The organism is Microbacterium meiriae (assembly GCF_032364335.1).
GTDB lineage: Bacteria > Actinomycetota > Actinomycetes > Actinomycetales > Microbacteriaceae > Microbacterium > Microbacterium meiriae.
The window spans coordinates 759,989-785,055 of the sequence record NZ_CP133984.1 but is presented as its reverse complement, the minus strand read 5'-3'; the positions used below and the strand labels follow the sequence as shown (position 1 = coordinate 785,055).

Annotated in this window: 27 protein-coding genes; 10 read left to right on the top strand and 17 right to left on the bottom strand. The window is 70.0% G+C overall.

Annotated features, from left to right (window positions below; translation table 11 throughout):
- Window positions 1-94: 94 nt before the first annotated feature.
- The 3 genes from RI211_RS03685 to RI211_RS03675 all read left to right on the top strand — a co-directional run bounded on the left by RI211_RS03685 (window position 95) and on the right by RI211_RS03675 (window position 5,553).
- Window positions 95-2,881, top strand: a complete 2,787-nt coding sequence (locus RI211_RS03685; RefSeq protein ID WP_315637267.1) for an efflux RND transporter permease subunit — start codon at window positions 95-97, stop codon at window positions 2,879-2,881.
- Window positions 2,878-4,839 carry a YhgE/Pip family protein gene (locus RI211_RS03680; protein WP_315637265.1) on the top strand — a complete coding sequence of 654 codons (1,962 nt, stop codon included), beginning with the start codon at window positions 2,878-2,880 and terminating at the stop codon, window positions 4,837-4,839. Before RI211_RS03685 ends, RI211_RS03680 begins: the two co-directional genes overlap by 4 nt.
- Window positions 4,840-4,962: 123 nt before the next feature.
- Entirely contained in the window at window positions 4,963-5,553 is a 591-nt protein-coding gene (locus RI211_RS03675; RefSeq protein WP_315637264.1) for a 2'-5' RNA ligase family protein, read from the top strand.
- 106 nt (window positions 5,554-5,659) lie between these two features.
- On the opposite strand, the gene ccsB is transcribed toward RI211_RS03675, so the two are convergent.
- Genes ccsB through RI211_RS03650 form a run of 5 tightly spaced genes read right to left on the bottom strand, consistent with a single transcriptional unit; the run spans window position 5,660 to window position 10,339 of the window.
- A complete protein-coding gene (gene ccsB / locus RI211_RS03670; RefSeq protein ID WP_315637263.1) occupies window positions 5,660-6,640 on the bottom strand; it encodes a c-type cytochrome biogenesis protein CcsB in 981 nt (326 codons plus the stop codon).
- 9 nt (window positions 6,641-6,649) lie between these two features.
- Window positions 6,650-8,431: a cytochrome c biogenesis protein ResB gene (resB, locus tag RI211_RS03665; RefSeq protein WP_315637261.1), complete on the bottom strand. Its 1,782-nt coding sequence runs from the start codon at window positions 8,429-8,431 to the stop codon at window positions 6,650-6,652.
- A 16-nt stretch (window positions 8,432-8,447) separates the two neighbouring features.
- Window positions 8,448-9,212: a cytochrome c biogenesis CcdA family protein gene (locus tag RI211_RS03660; protein ID WP_268777234.1), complete on the bottom strand. Its 765-nt coding sequence runs from the start codon at window positions 9,210-9,212 to the stop codon at window positions 8,448-8,450.
- Window positions 9,213-9,228: 16 nt separating this feature from the next.
- Window positions 9,229-9,879 (bottom strand): TlpA family protein disulfide reductase, encoded by a 651-nt coding sequence (locus RI211_RS03655; protein WP_187663330.1) that lies wholly within the window; start codon window positions 9,877-9,879, stop codon window positions 9,229-9,231.
- Between the two features lie 55 nt (window positions 9,880-9,934).
- Complete coding sequence (locus tag RI211_RS03650) at window positions 9,935-10,339, bottom strand: MerR family transcriptional regulator (RefSeq protein WP_187663329.1); 405 nt, start codon at window positions 10,337-10,339, stop codon at window positions 9,935-9,937.
- 55 nt (window positions 10,340-10,394) lie between these two features.
- Between RI211_RS03650 and RI211_RS03645 the strand changes: the two genes are divergently transcribed.
- A complete protein-coding gene (locus RI211_RS03645) occupies window positions 10,395-11,288 on the top strand; it encodes an NAD(P)/FAD-dependent oxidoreductase (RefSeq protein WP_315637256.1) in 894 nt (297 codons plus the stop codon).
- 67 nt (window positions 11,289-11,355) lie between these two features.
- Here the strand turns inward: RI211_RS03645 and RI211_RS03640 are convergent, their stop codons facing one another.
- Both RI211_RS03640 and RI211_RS03635 read right to left on the bottom strand, forming a co-directional pair.
- A complete protein-coding gene (locus RI211_RS03640; protein WP_315637255.1) occupies window positions 11,356-11,997 on the bottom strand; it encodes a histidine phosphatase family protein in 642 nt (213 codons plus the stop codon).
- A gap of 1 nt (window position 11,998) precedes the next feature.
- Window positions 11,999-12,388: a DUF5684 domain-containing protein gene (locus RI211_RS03635; protein ID WP_187663326.1), complete on the bottom strand. Its 390-nt coding sequence runs from the start codon at window positions 12,386-12,388 to the stop codon at window positions 11,999-12,001.
- Window positions 12,389-12,519: 131 nt separating this feature from the next.
- Here RI211_RS03635 and aspS point away from each other — a divergent pair, with 131 nt between their 5' ends.
- Window positions 12,520-14,298 (top strand): aspartate--tRNA ligase, encoded by a 1,779-nt coding sequence (gene aspS, locus RI211_RS03630; protein WP_315637254.1) that lies wholly within the window; start codon window positions 12,520-12,522, stop codon window positions 14,296-14,298.
- A 106-nt stretch (window positions 14,299-14,404) separates the two neighbouring features.
- Here aspS and RI211_RS03625 read toward each other — a convergent pair whose 3' ends face one another.
- Complete coding sequence (locus RI211_RS03625; protein ID WP_187664096.1) at window positions 14,405-15,178, bottom strand: sulfite exporter TauE/SafE family protein; 774 nt, start codon at window positions 15,176-15,178, stop codon at window positions 14,405-14,407.
- A 107-nt stretch (window positions 15,179-15,285) separates the two neighbouring features.
- Between RI211_RS03625 and RI211_RS03620 the strand changes: the two genes are divergently transcribed.
- The 5 genes from RI211_RS03620 to RI211_RS03600 all read left to right on the top strand — a co-directional run bounded on the left by RI211_RS03620 (window position 15,286) and on the right by RI211_RS03600 (window position 19,887).
- Window positions 15,286-15,801 carry a GNAT family N-acetyltransferase gene (locus RI211_RS03620; RefSeq protein WP_315637253.1) on the top strand — a complete coding sequence of 172 codons (516 nt, stop codon included), beginning with the start codon at window positions 15,286-15,288 and terminating at the stop codon, window positions 15,799-15,801.
- A 135-nt stretch (window positions 15,802-15,936) separates the two neighbouring features.
- On the top strand, window positions 15,937-17,076 hold the full coding sequence (locus RI211_RS03615) for an ABC transporter substrate-binding protein (RefSeq protein ID WP_315637252.1): 1,140 nt from the start codon (window positions 15,937-15,939) through the stop codon (window positions 17,074-17,076).
- Entirely contained in the window at window positions 17,073-18,011 is a 939-nt protein-coding gene (locus tag RI211_RS03610; protein WP_396654919.1) for an ABC transporter permease, read from the top strand. The genes RI211_RS03615 and RI211_RS03610 overlap by 4 nt, the downstream gene beginning before the upstream one ends.
- Window positions 18,008-18,799, top strand: coding sequence for an ABC transporter permease (locus tag RI211_RS03605; RefSeq protein ID WP_315637250.1), 792 nt, complete (start codon window positions 18,008-18,010; stop codon window positions 18,797-18,799). Before RI211_RS03610 ends, RI211_RS03605 begins: the two co-directional genes overlap by 4 nt.
- Window positions 18,796-19,887: an ABC transporter ATP-binding protein gene (locus RI211_RS03600; protein WP_187663320.1), complete on the top strand. Its 1,092-nt coding sequence runs from the start codon at window positions 18,796-18,798 to the stop codon at window positions 19,885-19,887. The genes RI211_RS03605 and RI211_RS03600 overlap by 4 nt, the downstream gene beginning before the upstream one ends.
- A 101-nt stretch (window positions 19,888-19,988) precedes the next feature.
- Here RI211_RS03600 and RI211_RS03595 read toward each other — a convergent pair whose 3' ends face one another.
- From RI211_RS03595 to RI211_RS03555, 9 genes are all read right to left on the bottom strand, one after another.
- Window positions 19,989-20,744 (bottom strand): amino acid ABC transporter ATP-binding protein, encoded by a 756-nt coding sequence (locus RI211_RS03595; RefSeq protein WP_187663319.1) that lies wholly within the window; start codon window positions 20,742-20,744, stop codon window positions 19,989-19,991.
- Window positions 20,741-21,538, bottom strand: a complete 798-nt coding sequence (locus tag RI211_RS03590) for an amino acid ABC transporter permease (protein ID WP_187663318.1) — start codon at window positions 21,536-21,538, stop codon at window positions 20,741-20,743. The genes RI211_RS03595 and RI211_RS03590 overlap by 4 nt, the downstream gene beginning before the upstream one ends.
- A gap of 34 nt (window positions 21,539-21,572) precedes the next feature.
- Window positions 21,573-22,385 carry a basic amino acid ABC transporter substrate-binding protein gene (locus RI211_RS03585; RefSeq protein WP_187663317.1) on the bottom strand — a complete coding sequence of 271 codons (813 nt, stop codon included), beginning with the start codon at window positions 22,383-22,385 and terminating at the stop codon, window positions 21,573-21,575.
- Between the two features lie 143 nt (window positions 22,386-22,528).
- Entirely contained in the window at window positions 22,529-22,831 is a 303-nt protein-coding gene (locus RI211_RS03580; RefSeq protein ID WP_259953426.1) for a Dabb family protein, read from the bottom strand.
- Window positions 22,828-23,124, bottom strand: coding sequence for a glutaredoxin family protein (locus tag RI211_RS03575; RefSeq protein ID WP_025104461.1), 297 nt, complete (start codon window positions 23,122-23,124; stop codon window positions 22,828-22,830). The genes RI211_RS03580 and RI211_RS03575 overlap by 4 nt, the downstream gene beginning before the upstream one ends.
- Window positions 23,121-23,423 (bottom strand): rhodanese-like domain-containing protein, encoded by a 303-nt coding sequence (locus RI211_RS03570; protein ID WP_315637245.1) that lies wholly within the window; start codon window positions 23,421-23,423, stop codon window positions 23,121-23,123. The genes RI211_RS03575 and RI211_RS03570 overlap by 4 nt, the downstream gene beginning before the upstream one ends.
- Before the next feature lie 79 nt (window positions 23,424-23,502).
- The gene (locus RI211_RS03565; protein WP_003792170.1) at window positions 23,503-23,601 is read right to left on the bottom strand and encodes a 30S ribosomal protein bS22; all 99 of its coding nucleotides are present in this window, start codon (window positions 23,599-23,601) and stop codon (window positions 23,503-23,505) included.
- A gap of 114 nt (window positions 23,602-23,715) precedes the next feature.
- Complete coding sequence (locus RI211_RS03560) at window positions 23,716-23,907, bottom strand: helix-turn-helix domain-containing protein (protein ID WP_025104463.1); 192 nt, start codon at window positions 23,905-23,907, stop codon at window positions 23,716-23,718.
- A gap of 75 nt (window positions 23,908-23,982) precedes the next feature.
- A complete protein-coding gene (locus RI211_RS03555) occupies window positions 23,983-24,909 on the bottom strand; it encodes a cyclase family protein (RefSeq protein WP_315637244.1) in 927 nt (308 codons plus the stop codon).
- Window positions 24,910-25,067: the final 158 nt, after the last annotated feature.

The following is a 25,067-nucleotide window of genomic DNA, read 5'->3' as shown; positions in this document are numbered from 1 at the left end:
CCCGGTGCACAGACTCCGGATGGCGGATGACCTTACGATACATCTATGTATCGGATACACCTGTGTATCCACCCGGCACCCCACGGAGATTCGCGTGTCCACACTGCTCTCGTCCCTCGGACGCTGGTCCTTCCGCCACCCGTGGCGCGTCCTCGTCTCCTGGCTGCTCGCCCTCGGCATCGCCGGAGCCGGAGCCGTGTTCCTCGGTGCGGGCACCGACAACACGTTCTCCATCCCCGGGACCGAGTCCCAGGCCGGGCTCGAGCAGCTCTCCCGCTCCTTCCCGCAGGTGAGCGGCACGAACGCGCAGTTCATCGTCGTGGCTGCGGACGGCGATGAGATCACCGATGACGAGTACCGCGAGCCCATCGAGGACGCCGTGTCGGAGCTCGGCGACCTCGACGACGTCCTCGCCGCCACTTCGCCGTACGACGAGATGGTCAACGGCATGATCAACGACGACGACACGGCCGCCATCGTGCGCCTGCAGTTCGACGGCGAGTCCACCGACGTCTCCGAGGAGACCAAGGACGCCCTGCGCTTCACGGTGGACGGGCTGGCGGCAGAGCTTCCCGACGGCGCGCAGGCCTCGCTCGGCGGAGACCTCTTCGCGATCTCGATCCCCGGCGTCACGCTCACCGAGGCCGTGGGCCTGCTCATCGCGCTCCTCGTGCTCATCGTCACATTCCGGTCGTTCGTCGTCGCCGGACTCCCCCTGCTCACCGCGATCCTCGGCGTCGGCATCTCCATGGCCGGGATCTTCACGGCGACCGCCTTCGCGACCGTCTCCTCCACCACGCCGCTGCTCGCCCTGATGCTCGGACTCGCGGTCGGCATCGACTACGCGCTCTTCATCGTCGCTCGCCACCAGGACCAGGTCCGAGAGGGTGTGGAGCCCGAGGAATCGGCCGCGCGAGCGGTCGGCACGGCCGGCTCGGCGGTCGTCTTCGCGGGCGTCACCGTGCTCATCGCGCTGACCGGCCTCGGCTTCGCCGGGATCCCGTTCCTCACGACGATGGGCGTGGCCGCGTCGGTCGCCGTCGCTGTCGCCGTCGCGATCGCCGTGACGCTGACCCCCGCCCTGCTCGGCTTCCTCAAGGGGCGCGTGGCCGGACGGCCGAAACGCACGAAGCCCACGAAGAAGGCGGCCGCGAAGGACGCCGCCACGAAGCCCCGCGGCAGCCGTCGGTGGGTGGAGGGCGTGACGAAGCACCCCGTCCTCGTCTCCCTCGCGGTCGTCCTCGGACTCGGCATCGTCGCCGTCCCCGCCCTCAGCCTCGACCTCGCCCTGCCGAACGCCGGCGTCCTGCCGAAGGACTCCGAGGCGCGACAGAACTACGACCTCGTCGGCGAGCAGTTCGGTCCCGGCTTCAACGGCCCCCTCATCCTCACCGGCACCATCGTCACCTCCACCGACCCGCTCGGTCTCATGGAAGACCTCGGAGATGCGGTGGCCGAGGTTCCCGGCGTGAAGGAGGTCGCCCTCGCGACGCCGAACGAGACCGCCGACACCGGCATCGTGCAGATCATCCCGGAGACGGCTCCCGACGACCCCGCGACGGCCGACCTCGTGCGCGAGCTCCGCAGCCACCACGACGAGTGGCTGGACGAGTTCGGCATCGACCTCAAGGTCACCGGCTTCACCGCCGTCGGCATCGACATCTCCGATCAGCTCGGCGCGGCTCTGCTGCCGTTCGGGATCTTCGTGATCGGACTCTCGCTGATCCTCCTCACCATCGTGTTCCGTTCCCTCTGGGTGCCGATCACCGCCGCGGCCGGCTACCTGCTGTCGATCGTCGCTGCCTTCGGTGTCGTCGGGGCGGTCTTCGAGTGGGGCTGGTTCGCCGACGTCCTGCATGTGGCGAAGGTCGGACCGATCATCAGCTTCATGCCGATCATCCTCATGGGCGTGCTCTTCGGCCTGGCGATGGACTACCAGGTGTTCCTGGTGTCGCGGATGCGCGAGGACTTCGTGCACGATCCCGACCTGCGCCGGGGTGCGGGGTCGGTGAACCGCGCCACCCGGCGTGCGGCGGCCCTGCGCGCCGTGCGGAGCGGGTTCACCGGGTCGGCGAAGGTCGTCACCGCGGCCGGCCTCATCATGTTCGCGGTGTTCGTGGCCTTCGTACCCGAGGGCGACTCCTCCCTCAAACCCATCGCCCTCGGACTCGCCGCCGGCATCGCCTTCGACGCCTTCCTCGTGCGGATGACGCTGATCCCGGCGCTGATGGCGATCCTCGGCGAGCGCGCCTGGGAGATCCCGTCGTGGCTGGAGCGGATCCTTCCTCGGGTGGACATCGAGGGCGAGGCGGTGGAACGCGAACGGCACCTCGAAGCCTGGCCGGGAGACGGGTCGCTCGTCGCCGCGGACCACCTGGAGCTCGGCGCCGGTATCTCCGCGGCGGAGGGGCTGACGTTGCGACTCGCGCCCGGCGAGGCCCTCGTCGTGAGCGGCACGGACGCCGGGACTCTGCGCGCCCTCGCGCTCACGATCGGCGCCCGGATCGCTCCGGCCGACGGGCGCCTCCGCGTCGCCGGGCACCTGCTCCCCGGTCGTGCGGCCTGGGTCCGCTCGCACGTGGGTTGTGTGCTCGCGGAGGACGACGGATCCGTCCTCGCCGATCTCCGCGAAGCCCTCCGCGGTCGTTCCGAGCTCGTGGTGATCGACGGTGCGGACCGGCTTCGCGGCGGCGAGCGCGACCAGGTGGCCGCGATGCTGCGCGATGCGAAGTCCCGTCGTGATCTCGCCGTGTTCGCCACGGCCGCCGACCCCGACGCGGCCCGCTCCCTTCTCGCGGAGGCCGGATGGCCGTCCGCCGACGTTCTCGACACGCGCGCGCCCCGCCCGAGCGCCGCAGAAACGACCGAGGTGCCCGCATGACCCTCCCCCTCGAGCGTGCCCGCTCGCGCAAGCCCATCACCTGGCTCACCATCCTCGGTGTCCTGCTGCTGCCGGCAGCGGTCGGCGGCATCCTCATGGCGGCGCTCTACAACCCGACCGAGCGTCTCGACTCCATGACCGCGGCCATCGTGAACCTCGACGAACCCGTCGAGATCGACGGCCAGACCACTCCCCTGGGACGCCAGCTCGCCTCCGGGCTCGTCGAGGGGTCGGACGACCTCGACTCGAATCTCACGTGGGTCATCTCCAACGAGGAGGACGCCGCCGACGGACTCGCCGACGGCTCGTACCAGGCCGTCATCACGATCCCCGAAGACTTCTCGGCCGCGGCGACCTCCGCGGGCCAGGCGGTCGCCGACGGCGGCGGGGACGCGGAGCAGGCGACGATCCAGGTGACGACGCCCGACGACGGCCTCGTGGCCGACGACCTCATCACCGGACAGATCGCCGACGTGGCGGCCTCGACGCTCGGCACCATGCTGTCCGAGGCGACGACCGAGAACATCCTCGTCGGCTTCACCACCATCGGCGACCAGATCGGCGATGCGGCGGACGGGGCCCTGGAGCTGGCGAAGGGCGCCCGCGACGCGGCCACCGGCGCCGCCGCCCTCCCGGAGGGCGCGACGCAGCTCGCCGCCGGTGCCGGCGAGCTGGGCACGGGGGCCTCCACCCTCGCATCCGGCCTCGACACGATCGCGGGGCAGACCCGGCAGGCGGCGACCGGCGCCGGCACCATCGGTGCGGGACTCAGCTCCGGGGCGACCGAGCTGCAGCCCAATGTTGCCGGGCTCAAGGCGGCGATGGGTGCCGTGCAGACTGGCACCAGATCGGCCCAGGCAGCGAGTGCACAGGCGACTACTCTCCTCACGGACCTCGAATCCCTCGCGTCGTCGTGCGATCCAGCGGTCTCGGGCGCCGAGCTGTGCGCGAGCCTCGGTGACGCAGTGGAGAGCTCCAGGGCCGTGGCCGAGTCCGCGGGAACCGCGGCAGGGTTCCTGACGAATGCGGCTCCCGGCGTCGCCGCAATCCCTGGAACACTCGACTCTGTCGTCTCGAGCCTGTCCGAGGCGGGCGCCGGGGCGACAGAGCTCGCCGGCGGGCTCAACCGCCTCGCGAGCGAGGGCGTGGATCAGTCCGCGGCGGGGGCGCGGGCACTGTCGTCCGGCGCGGCGCAGCTCGCCGACGGGGCGACGCAACTCGCCGACGGCAGCACGGAGCTCGCCACCGGCCTCGACACCCTCGCGACCGGCACCGGCGACCTCGCGGGCGGGCTGCGCACCGCGGCGGACTCCCTCCCGTCCTTCAGCGACGAGGAGTCGACGTCGCTGGCCTCGGTGATCGCCGATCCCGTGGCGACCGACTCCTCGATGGGCTCGCTCTTCGGTCCCACCGCGATCCCGCTGCTCACCGCGGTGGTGCTGTGGTTCGGCGGTCTCGCGTCGTTCCTGGTCCTCCGTGCCCACACGGCACGCACGCTCACGTCGCGACGTTCGTCCGCCTCCCTCACCCTCCGTGCCTTCTGGCCGGCCGCGGCGATCGGCGCCGCGCAGGGTCTGCTCGTCTCCCTCATCGTGCAGACCGTGGCGGACTATGACGTTGCGGCATGGTGGGCGTTCGCGGGCACCGCCGTCCTCGCCGGGGTGGTGTTCGCGGCCGTGAACCAGGCCCTCGTGGCGGTGTTCGGCGGCATCGGACGCTGGATCGCCGCGCTGATCGGCGTCATCGCCGTGGCGACGGGACTCATCTCGACCGTGCCCGACGGGCTCGCGAGCATCGGGGCCGCCCTCCCGACCGCACCGGCCTTCGCGGGTCTCGTGGAGGCGAGCGGTGCGGCGGTCGCCGCCCTCGTCGTCTGGGGCGTGCTGTCGCTCGTCGCCACGACGGTGGTCGTCGCGGTCCGCCGCACGACCACGGCCCAGGCCGTCGTCACCGCCTGACCCCGGGCCCAACTTCGGAGATCACGGACGACACGCCGCCGGACACCTCCTGCCGACGGCGTGTCGCGTCCGTTCTCCGAAACAGTGCACGGACGCGACGACGACACCCCGTACCCTCGTGCCATGCGCCGACCGTTCATGGACACTCCGGACCAGCTCGCGAGCCTCGAAGGACAGCAGTATCTCGTCCTCCGGCCGACCGGAGCCGTCGCCGCGGAATACCGGGCCATCCAGGAAGGCGCGCTCGATCGCCTGGGGACGCCCCTGCGGCATCCGCACACGGAGCACGTGACGCTTCGCGGCTTCTTCGAGCCGGAGCGCCGGGAGGAGCTGCGGGCCCTGATCCGCGCCTGGGCCGCGGAACAGAGTCCTCTCGAACTCACCGCCGACGCCGTGGACGTCTTCCCCGCGCCGTGGCAGATCCTGATCCTGCGCCTCGCCCGCACCCCCGCGCTCGTGCACGCATACGCCTCGCTGACGGAGGTGCTCCGGCCGACGGACTTCCGTCGCCTCGACGAGCTCTCCGTCGAGGACTGGACGTTCCACCTCTCGGTGCTCTACGGCAAGACGCTGGACCCTGAGACATGGCAGCAGCTCGCCGCCACCGAGGTCCGTCCTCTCACACCCTCGCCGACGGAGGTCGTCACCGAGGCCGAGTTCGTCTGGTACGAGGGCGGCGTCGAGCACGCCGAGGTCATCCCCCTCGGCGGCTGAGCCCTGCTCCGGCGGGCACGACTTCGGAGATGCCGGACGACACACCGCGACCGAGGTCCGCCCGTCGGTGTGTCCCTCGCGATCTCCGCAGCTGTGCTCGGCCGGTTCAGCTCAGGCCGGAGTAGGCGTGCAGGCCCTTGAAGAAGACGTTGACGATGGTGAAATTGAAGATCACAGCGGTGAAGCCGACGATCGACAGCCAGGCCGAAGGGTTGCCGCGCCAGCCGCGGGTCGCCCTGGCGTGGATGTACCCGGCGTAGAGCACCCAGATCACGAAGGTCCAGGTCTCCTTCACGTCGAAGCCCCAGAAGCGGCTCCACGCGTAGTACGCCCAGATGGACCCGGCGATGAGGGTGAAGGTCCAGAGGATGAAGCCGATGATCGTGAACAGGTACGCCAGGCTCTCCAGGCGCTCCGCCGGCGGGAACGTGCGCAGGAAGCCGGGGCCGGTCTTGGCCGCCCCCTCACCGAGCAGCCGCTCGCGCCGGGCCTGCATGAGCTGGATCACCGAGAGCGCGAAGGCGAGGGCGAAGAACGCTGTCGCGAGCGAGGCGACGAACACGTGGATGATCAGCCACACGCTCTTCAGCGGGTCCATCAGCGGGGAGACCTCGACGTAGAAGTTCGTCGCGCCGAGGCCCAGGAGGACCACGACCAGGCCCGTGATGAACGTGCCGAGGAAGCGCAGGTCGAGACGGGTGAGCACCACGAGATAGACGGCGATGATGAGCAGCGTGCCCACCATCGCGAACTCGTAGAGGTTCGCCCACGGCACCCGTCCCGCGGCGATGCCTCGGGTCAGGGTCGCCGCGAGGTGGAACACGAAGCCGAGCACGGTGAGTGAGGTGCCGATCCGCGCCATGACGAACCGCTGCGGTGCCGACGTCGGCGCTCCGGTCGCATCGAGGGGCGCGGAGACGCTCCCGGAACGACCGGCGGCCACGAGCTCGCCCTCGCGGACGGTGTGGGCGTCGGCCGTCGCCTGCGAGCGGCGCGCGAGATCGAAGGCGTAGGCCACGAAGGCCGCCGCGTAGATCGCGATCGCCGTCCACAGCAGAACGGGCGAGATCACGGTGAGCTCGAGCATGGTGTCAGTCTACTTTCCGGGTGCCGGGGCCGCAGGGTCCGCGGCGGCGTCCGCGGCATCCTCGTCGGCGTCTTCAGGGGTGCGGGCGGTCGTGCCTCCCGCGGCGTCGAGCAGTCGGGCGTGACCGGCGCGGAGGTCGTCCACGGCGCGGGCGAGCGTGGGGTCTTCCCCTCGAGCCAGGGCCGCGTACTCGAGGTCGACCGCGCCGTCCGTCGCGGTGGCCTTCACCCACACGCGCCGACGCGGCACGAACAGGGCGAGCATGAGGCCGCCGAGGGCGAGCAGCGCGAAGCCGAGCACGAACACCCCGGACTCGTCGCGGTGGATCTGCAGGGAGGCGAAGCGCTTGACGGACTCCGAGGTGTCGGTGGCGCCCTCCGGCGACTCGTCGTCGAAGGTCACCGAGCCGAGGCCGTTCGGCAGCTGCGCGGTCTCACCCGGGGACAGCTCGATCGACTCGACGTCGGTGCTGCGTCCGGTGAGCTTGGTCATGTCGGAGGTGTCGAGCACGTAGACCGAGCGCGGCACACCGTCGTTGATCCCGAGGTCACCCGTGTACACGTCGAGCGTGAGCGTCGGGTTCGTGAGGTCGGGGTACGCCGAGAAGAAGGCGCCCGTGTCGAGCACGCCCGTGGTCGGGTAGAAGAAGCCGACGAGGCCCACCTGCTCGGCCAGGCCGTCCGGGACCTTGAGCACTCCGAGCGAGGTCATGTTGTTGTCCTGCGGGAGGAAGGGCGTGCTGTTGTGGAACACCACGTTTCCCTCGGGGTCGCGCACCGTCACCGTCGGGGCGTACCCGTTGCCGAGCAGGAACACGTCGTCGTCGGCCACGCCCAGGGGCTCGTTGACCTTGACGGCGCCCTCGCGCTCCTCGCCGTTCTCCTGGATGGTCATGTTCGCGGTGAAGTTGCCCGCCTGGCCGGAGCCCGGCTCGCCGAACGGCTGATACGTGACGTCGAAGGAGTCGAGCCGCATCGAGTACGGCGCGAAGGAGTCGTCGGCCACGAAGCGCCCGCGGTTCATGGAGTCGTAGTCGAGCAGCGTGTTGGCGAAGGTCTCCCCCTCGACGAGCACGCGCTGCCCCGTGTAGGCGAAGCCGCCGCCGACGCCGATCGTCACGAGCACGCCGACGAGGGCGAGGTGGAAGAGCAGGTTGCCCGTCTCCCGCCAGTAGCCGCGCTCGGCCGACACCGAGTACGTGCGGCCGCGGTCGTAGCGCTCCACGCGGTAGCCGAGCGCCTTGAGCTGCTTCGTGGCGACGTCGATCGAGGCGGCGGCCTCCGCGGCGGCGTCTCCGGTGCGGGTGCCGGAGTCGGCGACCGTGTCGCGGGTGACGGCGCGGTAGTCCTCCAGGCGTCGCAGTCGCGCGGGCGTGCGCGGCGGGCGGGCCTGCAGCGCCTTGGCGTGGTGCTTGATGCGCGGGATGACGCAGCCGACGAGCGAGGTGAACAGCAGCAGGTAGATCGCCGAGAACCAGGGCGACAGGTACACGTCGAAGAGCTTGAGCCCGTCGAGCACCGGGAACAGATCGGGGTTGTCGCGCTCCCACTGCGTCACGCCGTTCGGGTCGGCCATCCGCTGCGGGAAGATCGACCCGGGGATGGCCGCGATCGCCAGCACGAGCAGCAGGACGAGCGCCGTGCGCATGGAGGTGAGCTGACGCCACCCCCACCGCAGCCAGCCGACAAATCCGAGGCGCGGCTGGGTGATCGTGTCGTCGCCGTCGACGTGATCGGACGGGCGGAGCGGATCGCTGGAGTCGTTCGTCACGGCACTCTTGTTCTTCGTCATGGTCGTCTCGGAGCGGTCAGAGCGGGAGGTCGACACTGCCGATCACCGCCGTCAGTCGGGACATGATGTCGGTCCACAGGCCGGTGACCATCAGGACGCCGAGCAGGATCAGCAGCACGCCGCCGAGGATGTTCACGACCCGGATGTGGCGGCGCAGGAACCCGATGGCCTTGGTCGCCCAGCCGAAGCCGAGCGCCACGAGCAGGAACGGGATGCCGAGGCCGAGGGAGTACGCGAGGCCGAGGAAGCCCGCGCGCACGGGGTCGCCCGCGTTGAAGGAGAGCGCGAGGATGGCGGCGAGCGTGGGGCCCATGCAGGGCGCCCAGCCGATGCCGAGCGCGACGCCGAGGAGCGGGGCACCGACCATCCCGGCCTTCGAGTCGACGTGGAAGCGGAGCTCCTTCTGCGCGAACCCGAAGAGCCCGAGGAAGACCAGGCCCATCGCGATGATGACGACGCCGAGGATGCGGGTGATGAGGTCGCCCCACTGGAGCAGGAACACGCCAGCAGTGCCGCCGAGCACCGTGTAGAGGATGAACACCACGGTGAAGCCGAGGATGAACAGCAGCACACCGAGCACGAGGCGGCTTCGGGTGGCGGTCTGGGTGGTGCTGCCGGTCGTCGACGATCCCCGCGGCGCCACGGCTCCACCGAGGAAGCCGAGGTAGCCCGGCACGAGCGGGAGCACGCACGGTGAGAGGAAGGAGACGAGGCCCGCGACCATGGCCACCGGGATCGCCAGCCAGAGGGCCCCGGAGTCGATGATCGTCCCCGGATTCACGACGACCTCGTGGACATCAGGAGTCCTCCGCGAGCGCGTCCTTGACGAGCGTGGAGAGGACGGAGGTGCCGTCGATCGGACCGATGATCTTCGCGGCGACGCGCCCCTGCTTGTCGAGCACGAGCGTGGTGGGGGTCGCCGAGATCGGCACGACCTTCGCGAAGGCGAGCTTGGCTTCGGCGGTGTCGACGTCGATGAGGCTCGGGTACGTGATCCCGAACTCGTCGGCGAACGCGGCCGCGGTGTCGGCCTGATCCCGCGTGTTGATGCCGATGAACTGGACGTCCGCGTCGCTGTGCTCCTGCCAGACGGCCTCCAGGTCGGGGGCCTCGACGCGGCACGGGGCGCAGCCGGCGTACCAGAAGTTGACGACCGCGACCTGTCCTGCGATGTCGGCACTGTCGAAGTCCTCGCCGTGCTCCGTGACTCCGGCGAACTCGACCGGCTCGCCACGCTCGGCGACGGGGATCTCGACGATCGCGCCGTCGGCGGCGACGTACCCGGTGTTCTCGCCGCTCAGGAACGACTCGCTCACGGCGTCGGGGGCGCAGGCGCTCAAACCGACGGCGAGCACCGCAGCGAGCGCGGCTCCGCCCAGGCGGCCGAGGGGCCGAAGACGGGAGGGGCGGCCGTTGCGGATCGGGTGAATCCTGGAAGCGCGGGACACGTCTCCGAGTTTACGCAGAGCTTCCTATGCATCGGCCGGGTACCCCCGGGGGGAGTCAGAAGCGCGCGAGCACGTCGTCCACCCCGGCGCGGAACCGCGGACAGGTCGCGATGTCGTGCGCCCGGCACCCCATGGCGTGCTCCGTCATTTCCCGGGATCGGCGCATCTCCTCCATCCGCCTGTCGAGGTCGTCGAGATGCTGCTGCAGCACCTGATGCCGGCCCGCGCTGCCGTCGTCGAGGAGCACGGCGATCTGGTCGAGGCTCATGCCGGCGGCCTTGCTGCGCTGGATGACGGCGATGCGCACGACCTCGTCCTCGCCGTAGCGACGCCGGCCCGCCGCGTCCCGGGGTGGCCGCAGCAGGCCGACCGTCTCCCAGTGCCGCAGGACGTTCGTCGGCAGGTCGAAACGCGCGGCGACCTCGCCGACGGACCAGGGATGCAGGTCGCTTGACTTCATGTTGACATGAAGTCACAGACTGGTGCCGAACGCAAGACGCGAGAAGGGAACCCCCATGTACGACGCGATCGTGATCGGTGCCGGCCCCGCCGGACTCCAGGCGGCGCTCACCCTCGGACGGATGCATCGGCCGGTGCTCCTGCTGGACTCCGGCGAGTACCGCAATGGCACCGTGCAGCACATGCACAACATGATCGGTGCCGATGGGAAGGCCCCGGCGGACCTCCGCACCCAGGCCCGGGCCGAGCTCGCGGCCTATGCGGACGTCGAGGTGCGGGACGTCGCGGCGCAGCGGATCTCCGGCGACGCGGAGACGGGGTTCTCGGTGAGCCTCGCCGACGGGTCGGTGACCGACGCACGACGGGTGATCCTGGCGACCGGCGTCGCGGACGATCTCCCGCCGGTGCGGGGTCTCGCCGAGCTGTGGGGCGTCCGGGTCTTCAGCTGCCCGTTCTGCGACGGACACGAGCACGCCGGGAAGCCGATCGCGATCCTCGGCGCGGCACCCCGGGTGGCCCATCTGATCGGGTTGCTCGGCCGGATCGTCGGCGAGATCACGGTGGTCCCGGTGGGAGAGCCGTTCGCCGCGGAGGACCGTACCGCGCTGGAGGAGCTCGGGGTACGGGTGGCCTCCGCTCCGGTCGAGGCTGTCGCCGCGCACGGAGACGGGGTGCGGGTGCGCAGCGCCGAGGGCGACCTCGACGTCGCGGGCGTGTTCGTGGCCTCCGGCACGATGCGACACCGGGCACCCTTCGCCGCCGACCTCGGGCTGCGGATGCTGGAGTCGGGGTCCATCGAGATCGATGAGTTCGGGAGGACGTCGCGTCCTGGGGTCCTTGCGGCGGGCGACCTCGCCCATCGCGCGACCCTCCCCGGCCCGATGGCCTCGGTCCTGCTCGCCGCCGCCGCGGGTCAGCTCGCCGCGGTGGGGGTGATCCAGTCCCTCTGACTTCGAATCGCCCGATTGGTCCCATCTCCGGGCCGAATGGGGCCAGTCAGGCGATTCGAACAGGGGATCAGACGGCCCCGACGTCGACAGCACCGCCGGTCGCGGCGGGCTCGGCGTAGGAGACCTCGCGCCAGACGTCGCCCACGCGTTCGAACGAGGTCACACTCGACAGGGCGCAGCGGCGGGTCCGCGGGTCATGCTGCAGCGGGAGGCCGGCCACGCGGAGGTGCGTGATCCAGATCGGCGCCTGATGCGACACCATCACGATGTCCCCCGCGGTCGGGATCTCGGCCGCGGCCGTCCATGCCTCATCCATCACGCCGAGCATGCGCTCCGCGATCAAGGCGTACGGCTCCCCCCAGCTGGGCAGCGACGGCTGACGCAGGTGCCACCAGTTCACCGGATTCATCAGCGACCGCCGCATCCGGGTGCCCTCGAACACGTTCGTCGGCTCGATCAGGCGGATGTCCGTCTCGGGTTCGAGGTCGAACACCTCCGCGAAGGGGGCGGCCGACTCCTGCGCGCGCTCCAGAGGCGACACGAACAGCGCGGTCACCGGATCGCCGAGCCCGGCCACATACTCCGCCGCCGCCTGCGCCATCTCCTCCCCCGCGGTGCTGAGGTGGTAGTCGGGCAACCGTCCGTAGAGCACGCGGGACGGGTTGTGCACCTCACCGTGGCGAACGAGGTGCAGAAGTGATGCCGCCACGTCAGACCTCGCGGTAGCGGGACTCGCCGAAGCCGAGGACCAGATAGCCGATGTAGGGGAAGAGGAACAACAGGAAGAAGGAGAACACCCCGCCCTTGCCGAAGCGCGCGCCGAGCTTAAATGCGACGATGACCCCGAGGATGAAGTTCGCGATCGGCACGAGGTAGAGCAGGGCGAACCAGCCCGACATCCCGGCGATCTTCACGAGGAACACGACATTCACGATCGGGATGATCGCGAGGATTCCGGGGTAGCCCGCCTTCGTGAACACCTTCCACAGGCCGACCACGACGAGGATATAGAAGATGAGGGCGATGAGCCCTGTCGTGCCGGAGAAGATCGCGCCGAACAGGTCGGGAAGGCCGTTGCCGTCCGAGATGGAGAGGTTCATGGGGTGCGCCTTTCGTCGTGGCGATCCTACTGAGGTGCCGCTGCTCCGCGCAGGCGACCCGGCCGGGAAGGGCCGGGACGCCCGCGTAGACTGGGCGGGTTCATCTTTCCCCGGATCAGGAGGAATCCTCCGTGCTGCGAACCCACTCCGCAGGCTCCCTGCGCGCCGAGAACATCGGTCAGACCGTCACCCTCACCGGGTGGGTCGATCGTCGTCGTGACCACGGAGGCGTCGCTTTCATCGATCTGCGGGACGCGTCGGGCATCGCCCAGGTCGTCATCCGCGACGAGGAGATCGCCCACCCGCTGCGCAACGAGTTCGTCCTCAAGGTCACCGGCGAGGTGTCGCGACGCCCTGAGGGCAACGCGAACCCGAACCTCCCCTCCGGCGAGATCGAGGTCATCGCGGCCGAGGTCGAGGTGCTGAACGAGTCGGCGCCGCTGCCGTTCCAGGTCTCGACCGCTCTGGCCGACACCGAGACGGTCGGCGAGGAGGCGCGCCTGAAGTATCGCTACCTCGACCTCCGCCGCCCGGCCGCCGCCTCCGCGCTGCGCCTGCGGTCCGACGTCTACAAGGCGATCCGCGACGTGCTGCACGCCGAGGACTTCACCGAGGTCGAGACCCCGACCCTCACCCGTTCCACGCCGGAGGGCGCCCGCGACTTCGTCGTCCCCGCCCGTCTGCACCCGGGCAGCTGGTACGCCCTGCCGCAGTCCCCGCAGCTCTTCAAGCAGCTGCTCATGGTCGGCGGTGTGGAGAAGTACTTCCAGATCGCCCGCTGCTACCGCGACGAGGACTTCCGCGCCGACCGTCAGCCCGAGTTCACGCAGCTCGATATCGAGATGAGCTTCGTCGACCAGGAGGACGTGATCGCCCTCATGGAGTCGCTCATCGTGGCGATGTGGAAGACGATCGGCGTCGAGGTGCAGACCCCGCTGCCGCGGATGACATACGCCGACGCCATGGCGAAGTACGGCTCCGACAAGCCCGACCTCCGCTTCGGGCTCGAGCTCGTCGAGGCGACGGACTACTTCAAGAACACCCCGTTCCGCGTGTTCCAGGCCGAGTACGTCGGCGCGGTGCGCATGCCCGGCGGTGCCAGCCAGCCGCGCAAGCAACTCGACGCGTGGCAGGACTGGGCCAAGCAGCGCGGCGCGCGCGGTCTCGCCTACGTGCTGTTCAACGAGGACGGCACCCTGGGCGGCCCCGCCGCGAAGAACCTGTCCGAGGCCGAGCAGGCGGGACTGGCGGAGTTCGTCGGCGCCGAGCCGGGCGACTGCGTGTTCTTCGCCGCCGGTGCCACCAAGGAGAGCCGGGCGCTGCTCGGCGCCGCGCGGGTCGAGATCGGCCGTCGCCTCGGCTACCTGAACCCGGACGAGTTCGCCTTCACCTGGGTCGTCGACGCTCCCATGTTCGAGCCGGCCGCCGACGCAGTGGCCTCCGGAGACGTGGCAGTGGGCGCTGGCGCCTGGACGGCCGTGCACCACGCGTTCACGGGCCCGAAGCCCGAGTTCGAGGACACGTTCGACACCGACCCCGGATCGGCCCTCGCCTACGCGTACGACATCGTGTGCAACGGCTCGGAGCTCGGCGGCGGGTCCATCCGCATCCACCGCGAGGACGTGCAGAAGCGGGTCTTCGAGGTCATGGGCATCAGCGACGAGGTCGCGCAGGAGCAGTTCGGCTTCCTCCTCGACGCGTTCAAGTTCGGCGCTCCCCCGCACGGCGGCATCGCGCTCGGCATGGACCGCGTGCTCCAGCACCTGACGAAGACCGAGTCGATCCGCGACGTCATCGCCTTCCCGAAGTCCGGCAACGGCTTCGATCCCCTCACCTCCGCTCCCGCGCCGATCACCCCCGAGCAGCGCGCCGAGGCCGGTGTGGACTTCACCCCCGAGGACGAGGCCTGACCCCCCGAGACCCCGTCTTACCGCCGAGACCCCGGGACACTGCCGCTGGCAGCCCGGGGTCTCGTCGCGTACCCGGGGTCTCGGCGAAGAAAAAGAAGAAGGGGGGCTACGCGAAGAGGGGGGCGAGGTTCTCGTTCCACACGTCGACACCGAGCTTCGCGATGAGAGCCACCACCACGACGAGGAACACCACGCGGATGAACGTCGTGCCGCGGGAGATGGCCATCCGCGAGCCCAGGTAGCTGCCGGCGACGTTCGCGACCGCGAGGATGCCCCCGAGCAGCCACAGCACCGAGCCGTGCGGGATGAAGAGGAGCAGCGCCCCCGCGTTCGTCGCGAGATTCACGATCTTGGCCTTCGCGCTCGCCTGCAGGAAGTCGTACCCCAGCAGCGCGACGAGGGTGATCACGAGGAAGGTGCCCGTCCCCGGACCGATCATCCCGTCGTAGAACCCGATGCCGAGCCCGGCGAGCCCGGCCATGATGTGGTGCTTGTGTCCGTGGAAGCGCAGCTGCGTCGCCGCCCCGAGCTGCGGACGGAGCGCCGTGAACAGGGCGACCGCCAGCAGCGCGATCACGATGATGGGCTTGAAGGCGGCCGGGGGCAGCACCGTCGCGACCGCCGCGCCGCCGAACGAGCCGATCAACGCGATCACCGCCATCGGCAGGGCCGTGCGGAGGTCGGGCTTGGCACGGCGGTAGTAGGTGATGCTGCTGGTCGCGGTCCCGAACACGGAGGCGAGCTTGTTCGTCGCGAGCGCCTGGACCGGGGCGATGCCGGGGATGAGGAGCAGTGCCGGAAGCTGCAGCAGTCCTCCTCCGCCGACGACCGCGTCGATCCACCCGGCACTGAACGCCGCCACGATGATGAGGATCAGCATCCCCCAGGTGAGCTGCTCGAGTCCGAGGAGGCTGCCGATATCCACCCCGCCATGATTCCAGACCCGCGGGCACCGTCCCGCATCCGCGCCGCTGGCAGACTGGGGTCATGCTTCCCGCTCTCCCGCTGCCGCACCCGTTCGCGTCGAGGAGCGGGGACGCCGTGCTCCGGAGGGCGACCGAGGCCGACGCCGACGCCGTCATCGCCCTGCTCGCCGACGACCCGATCAGCGCCGCCCGCGGCGACGTGGCCTCCGACGAGGACCGCCCGGCGTACGAGCGCGGCCTTCGCGAGATCCTGACCGACTCTTCGAACGACCTCCTCGTGGTCGAGCTCGACGGCGCCGTGGTCGGCACCCTCCAGCTCACGTCGATCCCCGGCATGGCGCGCCGCGGCGCACGGCGGCTGCTCGTCGAGGCGGTCCGGGTACGCAGCGACCTGCGCTCGTCCGGCATCGGCTCCGCGGTCATGCGGTGGGTCGGCGATGCCGCGGCGCCCGCCCTCGGCGCGGCCATGGTGCAGCTCACCTCCGACGCCGCCCGCACCGACGCACACCGGTTCTACGAGCGCCTCGGCTACGTGGGCTCGCACCGCGGCTTCAAGTACACGGTCCGGCACGACTGATCCCCAGGCGCATTCCTGCGCCACCCGCCCGACACCGACCGTTCACCCGCGCCGCTCCCCGCGGCTACCTCGGACTCATAGTGTCCTCTCGCAACCCGACACCGGCCTGCAGCGCCGGACACCGAGAGGACACTCATGGCACGCTCCATCCGCCGCGCACGCATCGGCGCCGGCATCGCCCTGGCCACCACGGCCGTCATCGCACTGACCTCCTGCGCCTCGGCGACCGACGCCCCGGCCGCCGGCGACGAGGCCGTGGACGCGGCGAGCGCGACGTCGGTCGAGGACTTCGGCTCGTTCGCCGACCTCGAGGCCGCCGCGAAGGAGGAGGGTCAGCTCAACGTCATCGCCCTCCCGCGCGACTGGGCGAACTACGGCGAGATCCTCGACCTCTTCGCCGAGAAGTACCCCGAGATCACCATCAACGAGGCGTCGCCCGACGTCTCCAGCGCCGAGGAGATCCAGACCGCCGAGACGAACAAGGGCCTCGACACCGCCCCCGACGTCTTCGACCTCGGCCTCACCGTCGCTCTGCAGAACACCGATGCCTTCGCTCCTTACAAGGTCCAGACCTGGGACGACATCCCCGACGAGCTGAAGGAGCCCACCGGCCTCTTCGTCGGCGACTACGGCGGGTACATGTCGATCGGCTACGACTCCTCGAAGTTCGAGGCGCCGGCCGAGCTGTCCGACCTGCTCTCCGCCGACTACAAGGGTGCCGTGGCCATCAACGGCGACCCGACGCAGGCCGGCGCCGCCTTCGCCGCCGTGGGCCTGGCGACGGTGCAGTCGGACGGCACGCTCGACGACTTCCAGCCGGGCATCGACTTCTTCGCCGACCTGCAGAAGGCCGGGAACCTGCTCAAGGTCGACGTCACGACCGCGACCGTCGCCAGCGGCGAGACCCCGGTCGTCTTCGACTGGGACTACCTGAACGCCGCGCACACGGCCGACAACCCGAACTGGAAGGTCGAGGTCTTCGACGGCACCGGCTACGCGGGCTACTACAACCAGGCCATCAACGTCGACGCGCCGAACCCGGCGGCCGCGCGTCTGTGGCAGGAGTTCCTCTACAGCGACGAGGTGCAGAACCTGTGGCTGAAGGGCGGCGCCCGTCCGGTGCGCATGGAGGCGATGACCGAGGCGGGCACGATCGACGAGAAGCTCGCGGCGGCTCTCCCGGAGGCTCCGGAGGAGACCGTCGTGCCGACCGAGGAGCAGTCCGAGAACGCCGGCACGCTGCTCGGCGAGAAGTGGGCAGCGGCGGTCCAGTGACCTCTCTCGTCGCACCGGGGGTGGATGCCGCGGCGTCCGCCCCCGTCACCGCCGCCGGACCCGCGTCGCACGCGCGGGCCCGGCGGTCTGCGCCGTCCACGGCGTGGCTGGGGCTCGTGCCCTTCGCCGCCTACGTGCTGCTGTTCCTCGCCCTGCCCACCGTGCTCGCGATCGGCTCCGGGTTCTTCGACGGCGACGGCGCTTTCACCTGGACGAACGTCGCCGCCCTCGGCGACCCCGTCGTGCTCACGACCTTCGCGAACTCGGCGGGGCTCTCCCTGCTCACCGCGGCGGTCGGCGCCACCGTCGGCGCCCTGGTCTCCTATGCGTTGCTCGGCATGAACCCGGACGGCGTCGTGCGGCGATCCGTGGACGCGGCCGCCGGGGTCCTCGCGCAGTTCGGCGGCGTCATGCTCGCCTTCGCCTTCATCGCCATGATCGGCATCCAGGGCGTGGTCACCGTCTTCCTCCGCGACACGTTCGGCATCGATATCTTCGCCGAGGGCACCTGGCTGTACGAGCTGCCCGGCCTCATCCTCCCGTACATCTACTTCCAGGTGCCGCTCATGGTCATCACCTTCCTCCCCGCCCTCGCCGCCTTGAAGCCGCAGTGGGTCGAGGCGAACCTCACACTCGGGGGCAGCAGGGCGAGCTTCTGGCTGCGGATCGGCCTCCCGGTGCTGGCGCCGTCGTTCCTCGCGAGCCTGCTGCTGCTCTTCGCGAACGCGTTCTCCTCCTACGCCACGGCCGCGGCGCTCGCGAGTCAGGGCTCGCAGATCGTCCCGCTGCAGATCCGCACGGCGCTCACGAGCGAGACCCTGCTCGGCCGGGAGAATCTCGCGGGCGCTCTCGCCCTCGGCATGATCGTCGTGGTCGGCATCGTGATGGCGCTGTACTCGGTCATCCAGCGACGTGCCGCGCGGTGGCAGGCATGAACGGCCTCGCCCCCTCCCGCGCGACCCGTGCGGTGATCGGCATCGTGGTCGGCGCGTTCTTCGCTGTGCCTCTCGTGTCGACGTTCCTCTTCACGCTGCGCGGCACGGACGGCCTCTCCTTCGCGCACTGGGCCGCCCTCGTCGACCCCGCGGCGTCGGCGAGTCTGAAGCCCATCTGGACGGGGCTCGGCAACTCGCTGGTCCTCGCGGTGGTGACCGTGGCGATCGTGCTGTTCCTCCTGGCCCCCACGATGATCCTCGTGAACCTGCGCTTCCCCAGAATGAAGGCGGCCTTCGAGTTCGTCGCGCTCCTCCCGATCTCGATCCCCGCGATCGTCCTCGTGGTGGGCCTCGCGCCGATCTACCTGCAGATCGGTCGGACCCTCGGCACCGGCACCTGGACCCTCGCCTTCGCCTACGGCGTCACAGTCCTCCCCTTCGCGTTCCGCTCGATCCAGGCGTCCATCGATGCCGCCGATCTGCGCACGCTGTCCGAGGCAGCACGCTCGCTCGGGGCGGGGTGGCCGACGGTCGTGCTCCGCGTCCTCGCGCCGAACCTCCGACAGGGACTGCTCGCCGCCGCGCTGATCTCCATCGCGGTGGTTCTCGGGGAGTTCACGATCGCGTCCCTGCTCAACCGACAGGTCTTCCAGACGGCGATGGTCGTGGTGCAGAAGCAGGACCCGTTCGCGCCCGCGATCTTCACGCTGCTCGCCCTGCTGTTCGTCTTCCTCCTGCTCCTGCTCATCGGCCGCGTCGCCCGCGGTCCGCGAAAGGCCCGCTCATGACCCTCGATCACGCGCTCCCGCGCACCAAGGACAACCTGCTGCTCGCCCAGGCCGGCGAGGGTACGCGGGTCGAGCTGCAGGGCATCGTGAAGAGCTACGGCGGCACGAGGGTGCTGCACGGCGTCGACCTCGACATCGCTCCCGGGGAGTTCGTCTCGCTGCTCGGTCCGTCCGGCTGCGGGAAGACCACCCTGCTCCGCGTGCTCGCCGGACTCGAGGGCGCCGACGAGGGGACCGTCCTCCTCGGCGGCGGAGATGTCTCGCGTGTGCCGACCAACCGGCGCGACATCGGGATGGTGTTCCAGTCGTACTCGCTGTTCCCGCACCTCCGCGTCGTCGACAACACGGCCTTCGGGCTCCGTCGTCGGGGTGTCGGCAAGGGTGAGGCGGCGCGACGGGCCCTCGACGCGCTCGCCCTCGTGGGTCTGGCCGACCTGGCCGACCGGTTCCCGCATCAGCTCTCCGGCGGGCAGCAGCAGCGGGTGGCCCTGGCTCGCGCCCTCGTCACGGAGCCTCGGGTGCTGCTGCTCGACGAGCCGCTGTCGGCACTCGACGCGAAGGTGCGCGTGCAGCTCCGTGACGAGATCCGGCGCATTCAGCTGCGGCTCGGCATCACGACCGTGTTCGTCACGCACGATCAGGAGGAGGCCCTCGCGGTGTCCGACCGGATCGCGGTCATGAACGCGGGTCGCATCGAGCAGATCGGCTCCCCGGAGGAGCTGTACACCACCCCCGCGAGCGCCGAGGTCGCCGCGTTCGTGGGCCTCTCCAGCGTCGTGTCCGGGGTCGCCGAGGGCGATCACGTCGTCGTGTGGGGGCAGCGTCTTCCCTTGCAGACCCCCGCCGATGGCCCCGTCGACGTGTACCTCCGCCCGGAGAACGTGCGCTTCACCTCCGCGGAGGATGCCGCCACAGATGCCCTCGTGGAGGAGAGCACGTTCCTCGGCAGCATGCGGAGAACCCTCGTGCGCACCGAGTCGGGCGAGCTCGTCCGCGTGCAGCACGCACCCACCGTGCACCCGTCGTTCGGCGACCGCGTCCGGATCGCGGTGACCCCTGTCCCGGTGGTCGCGCGTCCGCGCGGCTGACCCGAGACCCCGGGTTCACGTCGAAACCCCCGGCTGCAGACGTCTGCAGCCGGGGGTCTCGGCGAATCCCCGGGGTCTCGGCGGCACCACGGAGGGGAGAACTACAGGACGCGGGAGAGGAAGTCCTTCGTGCGCTGGTGCTGCGGATTCGCCAGCACCTCGCGGGGGTCGCCCTCCTCGACGATCTGTCCGCCGTCCATGAAGATCAGCCGCGAGCCGACCTCGCGCGCGAAGCCCATCTCATGCGTGACGACGAGCATCGTCATGCCCTCATCGGCCAGCGACCGCATGACCTGCAGGACCTCGCCGACGAGCTCGGGGTCGAGGGCCGACGTGGGCTCGTCGAACAGCATCATGTCGGGGTTCATGCACAGCGCCCGCGCGATGGCCACCCGCTGCTGCTGTCCGCCGGACAGGTGCCCGGGGTACGCGTCGGCCTTCTCCGCGAGCCCGACGCGCTCGAGCATGGCGCGGGCCACCTTCTCCGCTTCGGCCTTCGAGCGTTTCTTGACCCGCTGCTGCGCGATCGTGAGGTTGCCGAGCACGCTGAGGTGCGGGAACAGGTTGAAGCTCTGGAACACCATCCCGATGCGGGTGCGCACGCGGTCGATGTCGATGTCGGGATCGGTGATGTCGATGCCCTCGATGAGCACCTTGCCGCCCGTGGGCTCCTCCAGGAGGTTCACGGAGCGGAGCAACGTCGACTTGCCCGACCCGGACGGGCCGATCACGCAGACGACCTCGCCGGCGAGCACCGTCAGGTCGATGCCCTTGAGCACCTCGTTGTCGCCGAAGCTCTTGTGCAGGTCCTGGATCGCGATCGCGGGGGCCTGCACGTCGATCAGGTCGGTGCTCATCGTGTCCTCGCCATCCGACGCTCCAGCCACGCGCTGAAACGCGTGAGCGGGATCGTCACGATCAGGTAGAGGATCGCCGCCATGATCAGCGGCGTTCCGTTGGCGTTCTGCGTGCTGGCGTCACGGGCGAAGGTCGTGAGTTCCTTCGACCAGATGAACGTGCCGACGACGAACAGCAGCGATGTGTCCTTCAGCAGCAGCACGAACTCGTTCGTCAGCGGCGGGATGATGATGCGGAAGCCCTGCGGCACGACGATCCAGAAGGTCGTCTTCATGGGCGACATGCCGAGCGATCGCGCGGCCTCGGTCTGCCCCTTCGGCACCGCCTGGAGTCCCGCGCGGATGGTCTCGGCCATGTACGCCGACGCCACGAGCACGAGACCGATCAGGCCGAGCACCACGGGACCGCCGAGCTCCTGCGCCCGCACGCCGAGCGCGATCGGCACGATGAACCCGATGGCGAAGATCGTGAGCAGGGCGGGGAGCCCGCGGAACAGTTCGATCCAGACGGTCGCGATCCACCGGAACGGACCGATCTCGGACAGCTTCATCAGCGCGAGGATCACGCCGAGGAGAAGGCCGCCGGCGAACGCCACCGCCGTGAACCACAGCGTGTTGACGAGCGCGGTCGTGATGATCCCCGGCAGCATCTTGGCTGCGACCTCGGGGTTGAAGAAGAGCTGCCCGAGCCGGGACCAGTCGGTGCTGAAGGCGACCCAGACGGCGATCGCGATCAGCACCGCATAGACGGTGTACCGGTAGAGCTTCTGCTTGGTGGTGCGCCTCAACGCCATTGTCAAGGTCCTCCCGACCTCCGTGTTCCCCGGCTCAGTTCGCCGTGAAGTACTGGTCGTAGATCTTCTGGTACTCGCCGTTGTCCCTCAGATCCTTGAGCGCACCGTTCACGGCGTCGAGGAGCTCGTCCTTCTCACCCTTCGCGAACGCGAAGCCGTAGGACTCGTCGGTCTCGTAGGTCTCGACGATCTCGTACGCGGAGTCGGCCTTCTCGTGCTCGAGGTTGACGGGCTGGTCCTGCAGGATCGCGTCGATCTGCCCCGCCTGGATGGCCGGCCACAGCTCGCCGTCCGACGGGTACTGGACGAGCTGCGCGCCCTTAGCGTTCTCGGTCGCGTAGGCCTCACCCGTCGTACCCTGCTGCACGCCGACGTTCTTGCCGTCGAGGTCGTCGATGGACGTGATGCCGGAATCGGTGCGCACGAGGAGCGACTGCAGCGAGTCGTAGTACGGGTCCGAGAAGTCGATGTTGGCCTTGCGCTCGTCGGTGATCGTCATGGCCGAGGCGCCGACGTCGCAGGTACCGGCGGCGAGGGTCGTGCCGGACTGCAACGCGTCGAAGCCCACATCCTGCACCGAGAGCTCGAGGTCGAGCTGCTCGGCGATCGCGCCGAGGAGGTCGATGTCGAAGCCGGTGTACTCGCCGTCGTCACCCTCGAACTCGAACGGCGGGTAGGGGATGTCGGAGCAGACGGTGAGCGTGCCCGCCTCGACGAGGCCGTACTCGTCGCCCGCGGCGGGCTCGCCACTGCTGCCCGCATCGGAGGAGCCGGTGGCGCATCCGGCGAGCGCGAGGGTGGCGGTGGCCGCGATCGCGAGGCCGGCGAAGAGGTTACGACGGGACATGTCGGCTCCTGAGAGTCGGGGGGCGGGTGCGCCCACGGACGGGTAGGAGTTCATCTAAACATGCGGCTCGTCGCGTGACCAATGACATCCCCTCGCGCCGCATCACGTTTGTGTTTCGGTGCCGCGGGGACGAGCCTCGACGCTCAGACCTCGGCGTCGACCGCCACGCGACCGGCGACGACCGAGCGGATGTACCCGGCGACCTCCTCGTGCGCGGGGTGCACCTGATACTGCTCGAGGTCCGCGACGGAGTCGAAGTCGGCGACCAGGGTGACGTCCCAGTTGGCGTCGGGGTACACGTCGTTCGCGCCGGCCCAGATGCTGCGCAACTGCGGTACGACGCCGTCGAGGGCGTTCAGACGCCGGGCGACCTCAGCCGCCTGAGCCTTCCGCTCCCCCGCGTCCTCCGCGGCCAGCTTCCAGGTCACGACATGGCGGATGGTCATCGCAGCTCCTTCTGGTCGGCGCGGGCCTCCGCGTCGACGGCTTCTTCCAGCGCCTCACGCAGGCGGTCGGGGGACACGCGCCAGTGCGCGTGCAGTCGCCCGTCGATGAGGACGACCGGGATCTTCTCCCACCACTGCTCGTACAGGGCGGGGTCGTCCTGGATCGACGCCTCGACGATCTGGATGCGCTCCGCGGCGGCGTCCGGCAGCTCGGCGACGACCGCGTCGACGACCTCGGAGGCCACGGCGCACAGATGGCAGTCGGGCTTGCCGATGAGGGTCAGCGTCGTCACGACGACGGGACCTCGACCTCGCGTCCCTGCGCGATCCACTCGCCGGTGCCGCCCTCGACGTTGGTGGCGTCGTAGCCGCGGACCTCGAGCGCTTCGACCACACGGGCCGAGCGGCCGCCGGCCTGGCAGATCACGTCGAACGACTCCGCGGGAAGCTCTTCCAGGCGGTTGCCGATCTCGGACATCGGGATGTTCACGGCGCCGGGGACGTGTCCTGCCTGGAACTCGTTCACCTCCCGGACATCGATGAGGGGCGTGCCGGAGCGCTCGGCGAGTTCGGCGACGGTGATCGACTTCATGACATCCTCTCGGCGGTGCGGAACGGCGCGCAGAGACACAAAGCGCCCGTCCGAAGACAGGCGCTCGGTGTCTGGCCGCTTACTTCTTGTTGCGGCGCTGGTGGCGAGTCTTGCGAAGCAGCTTGCGGTGCTTCTTCTTCGCCATGCGCTTGCGGCGCTTCTTGATGACAGAACCCACGGAAACCTCACTAAGTCAGGGGCTGGGTGTCGCCGGAATCGGACACCCGGGTACGAGCACGAAAAATGCCTCGGATCATCCTAGCAAACTCAGGAGGGTGCCCCGCGCCCTCCGTCAGCCGGCGTCGGCGATGGGCCGCTGCAGAGCCTCCGCGACGGCGGACTCCGGCACGCGGTAGCTCCGTCCGAACCGGATGGCGGGAAGGTCACCGGCGTGCACGAGCCGGTACACGGTCATCTTGGACACGCGCATGAGCTCGGCGACTTCGGCCACCGTCAGGAATCGGACGTCTGGAACCTCGGGCATCCCACGTACCCCTTTCTCGATGAGCACACTCTATGGGGTCGCTGGGACGCGTGTAAACCCGCGTGACTGCTGTGATCAGTGAGATATCGGCATGGTCGCGAACGCCCGGACCGGGAACGTGCCGAACCCGCGGATCGCCGGAGGGGCCGCGGTGAACCGCGCCCCGCGCGCGGGGAGGCGGTCAAGAGCGGTGAGGTGCTCGACGACGTGCACGCCCGCTGCGAGGAGGATGCTGTGCGCGGGCCGCTCCCCTCCGCTCTCCGTGTCGTCGATGTTGAGCGCGTCGATGCCGACGAGGCGCACCCCGGCGTCGACGAGGAATCGCGCGGCGTCCTCGGTGAGGAAGGGCGCGCCGGTGCCGTAATCGGGCGTGCCGAACAGCCGGCTCCAGCCGGTGTCCAGGAGCACCGCGCTGCCGCGGAGCTCGCGATCGGCGAGCGTCGCCGCCCTGATGCCCCGCCGCTCCGGCGTCCAGGCGTCGCGGAGGTGGAAGACCTCGGCGGGGAGATCCACGAGGGTGTCGAGGTCGAGCGCCGCCAGGTCCGCGCCGTCCGCATAGCGGTGGAACGGGGAGTCGAGGTAGGTCCCCGTGTTGCCGATCATCGTGATCACGTCCATCGCGAACTCCGTCCCCGGCGCGTAGCGCTCGCGAGAGGCCGCGCGGGTGAGGTGCGGGGTGATGCTCGGCGCGGGCAGCCCGGGATACGTGACCATGCCCTCGGCGATCGGGTGGCTCAGGTCGACGACGCGGTCGGCGCGATCTGCAGGAGCCGGTGCCGCGACGCCGCGGCTGCCCCGGTGCGGCTCGGCGACGATCCGCAGGTCCCGGAGCTCGACCCCGCCCACGAGCGTCAGACCGAGGTGCGACACGAGCAGGCTCGAGACCTCCTCGGCCGTCATGTCCTTCCGCGGCAGATCGAGTCGGAACCCCTGTCCCTGCAGCCCGCCGCCGTTGGCGAAGGTGATCGCGAAGTCGAAGTGCGCGCGGTACTCGTCCGTCATGTGCCCATCCTGCCTGACGGGCTCCTCCGGAACGGTGCGTGACCCGCCCTGCCCCACCGGCACGCCGACGTCCAGCCCGCGCATAGCCCGCATTGCCCGATCGCTCAGACAGCCCTGCCAGTGTCGAGTGCAGGACCCGTGCCGGCACCTGCCGAGTC

Bases quoted from the DNA above. Each gene is read 5' to 3' on its own strand.
- RI211_RS03645 (WP_315637256.1), top strand. From the start codon at position 10,395: ATGTACGACGCGATCGTGATCGGTGCCGGCCCCGCCGGACTCCAGGCG.
- RI211_RS03555 (WP_315637244.1), bottom strand. From the start codon at position 24,909: ATGACGGACGAGTACCGCGCGCACTTCGACTTCGCGATCACCTTCGCC.
- RI211_RS03625 (WP_187664096.1), bottom strand. From the start codon at position 15,178: ATGCTGATCCTCATCATCGTGGCGGCGTTCAGTGCCGGGTGGATCGAC.
- RI211_RS03600 (WP_187663320.1), top strand. From the start codon at position 18,796: ATGACCCTCGATCACGCGCTCCCGCGCACCAAGGACAACCTGCTGCTC.
- RI211_RS03560 (WP_025104463.1), bottom strand. From the start codon at position 23,907: ATGCCCGAGGTTCCAGACGTCCGATTCCTGACGGTGGCCGAAGTCGCC.
- RI211_RS03680 (WP_315637265.1), top strand. From the start codon at position 2,878: ATGACCCTCCCCCTCGAGCGTGCCCGCTCGCGCAAGCCCATCACCTGG.
- ccsB (WP_315637263.1), bottom strand. From the start codon at position 6,640: ATGCTCGAGCTCACCGTGATCTCGCCCGTTCTGCTGTGGACGGCGATC.
- RI211_RS03595 (WP_187663319.1), bottom strand. From the start codon at position 20,744: ATGAGCACCGACCTGATCGACGTGCAGGCCCCCGCGATCGCGATCCAG.
- RI211_RS03605 (WP_315637250.1), top strand. From the start codon at position 18,008: ATGAACGGCCTCGCCCCCTCCCGCGCGACCCGTGCGGTGATCGGCATC.
- RI211_RS03580 (WP_259953426.1), bottom strand. From the start codon at position 22,831: ATGACCATCCGCCATGTCGTGACCTGGAAGCTGGCCGCGGAGGACGCG.
- RI211_RS03585 (WP_187663317.1), bottom strand. From the start codon at position 22,385: ATGTCCCGTCGTAACCTCTTCGCCGGCCTCGCGATCGCGGCCACCGCC.
- RI211_RS03675 (WP_315637264.1), top strand. From the start codon at position 4,963: ATGCGCCGACCGTTCATGGACACTCCGGACCAGCTCGCGAGCCTCGAA.
- RI211_RS03620 (WP_315637253.1), top strand. From the start codon at position 15,286: ATGCTTCCCGCTCTCCCGCTGCCGCACCCGTTCGCGTCGAGGAGCGGG.
- RI211_RS03650 (WP_187663329.1), bottom strand. From the start codon at position 10,339: ATGAAGTCAAGCGACCTGCATCCCTGGTCCGTCGGCGAGGTCGCCGCG.
- RI211_RS03570 (WP_315637245.1), bottom strand. From the start codon at position 23,423: ATGAAGTCGATCACCGTCGCCGAACTCGCCGAGCGCTCCGGCACGCCC.
- RI211_RS03615 (WP_315637252.1), top strand. From the start codon at position 15,937: ATGGCACGCTCCATCCGCCGCGCACGCATCGGCGCCGGCATCGCCCTG.
- RI211_RS03590 (WP_187663318.1), bottom strand. From the start codon at position 21,538: ATGGCGTTGAGGCGCACCACCAAGCAGAAGCTCTACCGGTACACCGTC.
- resB (WP_315637261.1), bottom strand. From the start codon at position 8,431: ATGACGAAGAACAAGAGTGCCGTGACGAACGACTCCAGCGATCCGCTC.
- RI211_RS03635 (WP_187663326.1), bottom strand. From the start codon at position 12,388: ATGAACCTCTCCATCTCGGACGGCAACGGCCTTCCCGACCTGTTCGGC.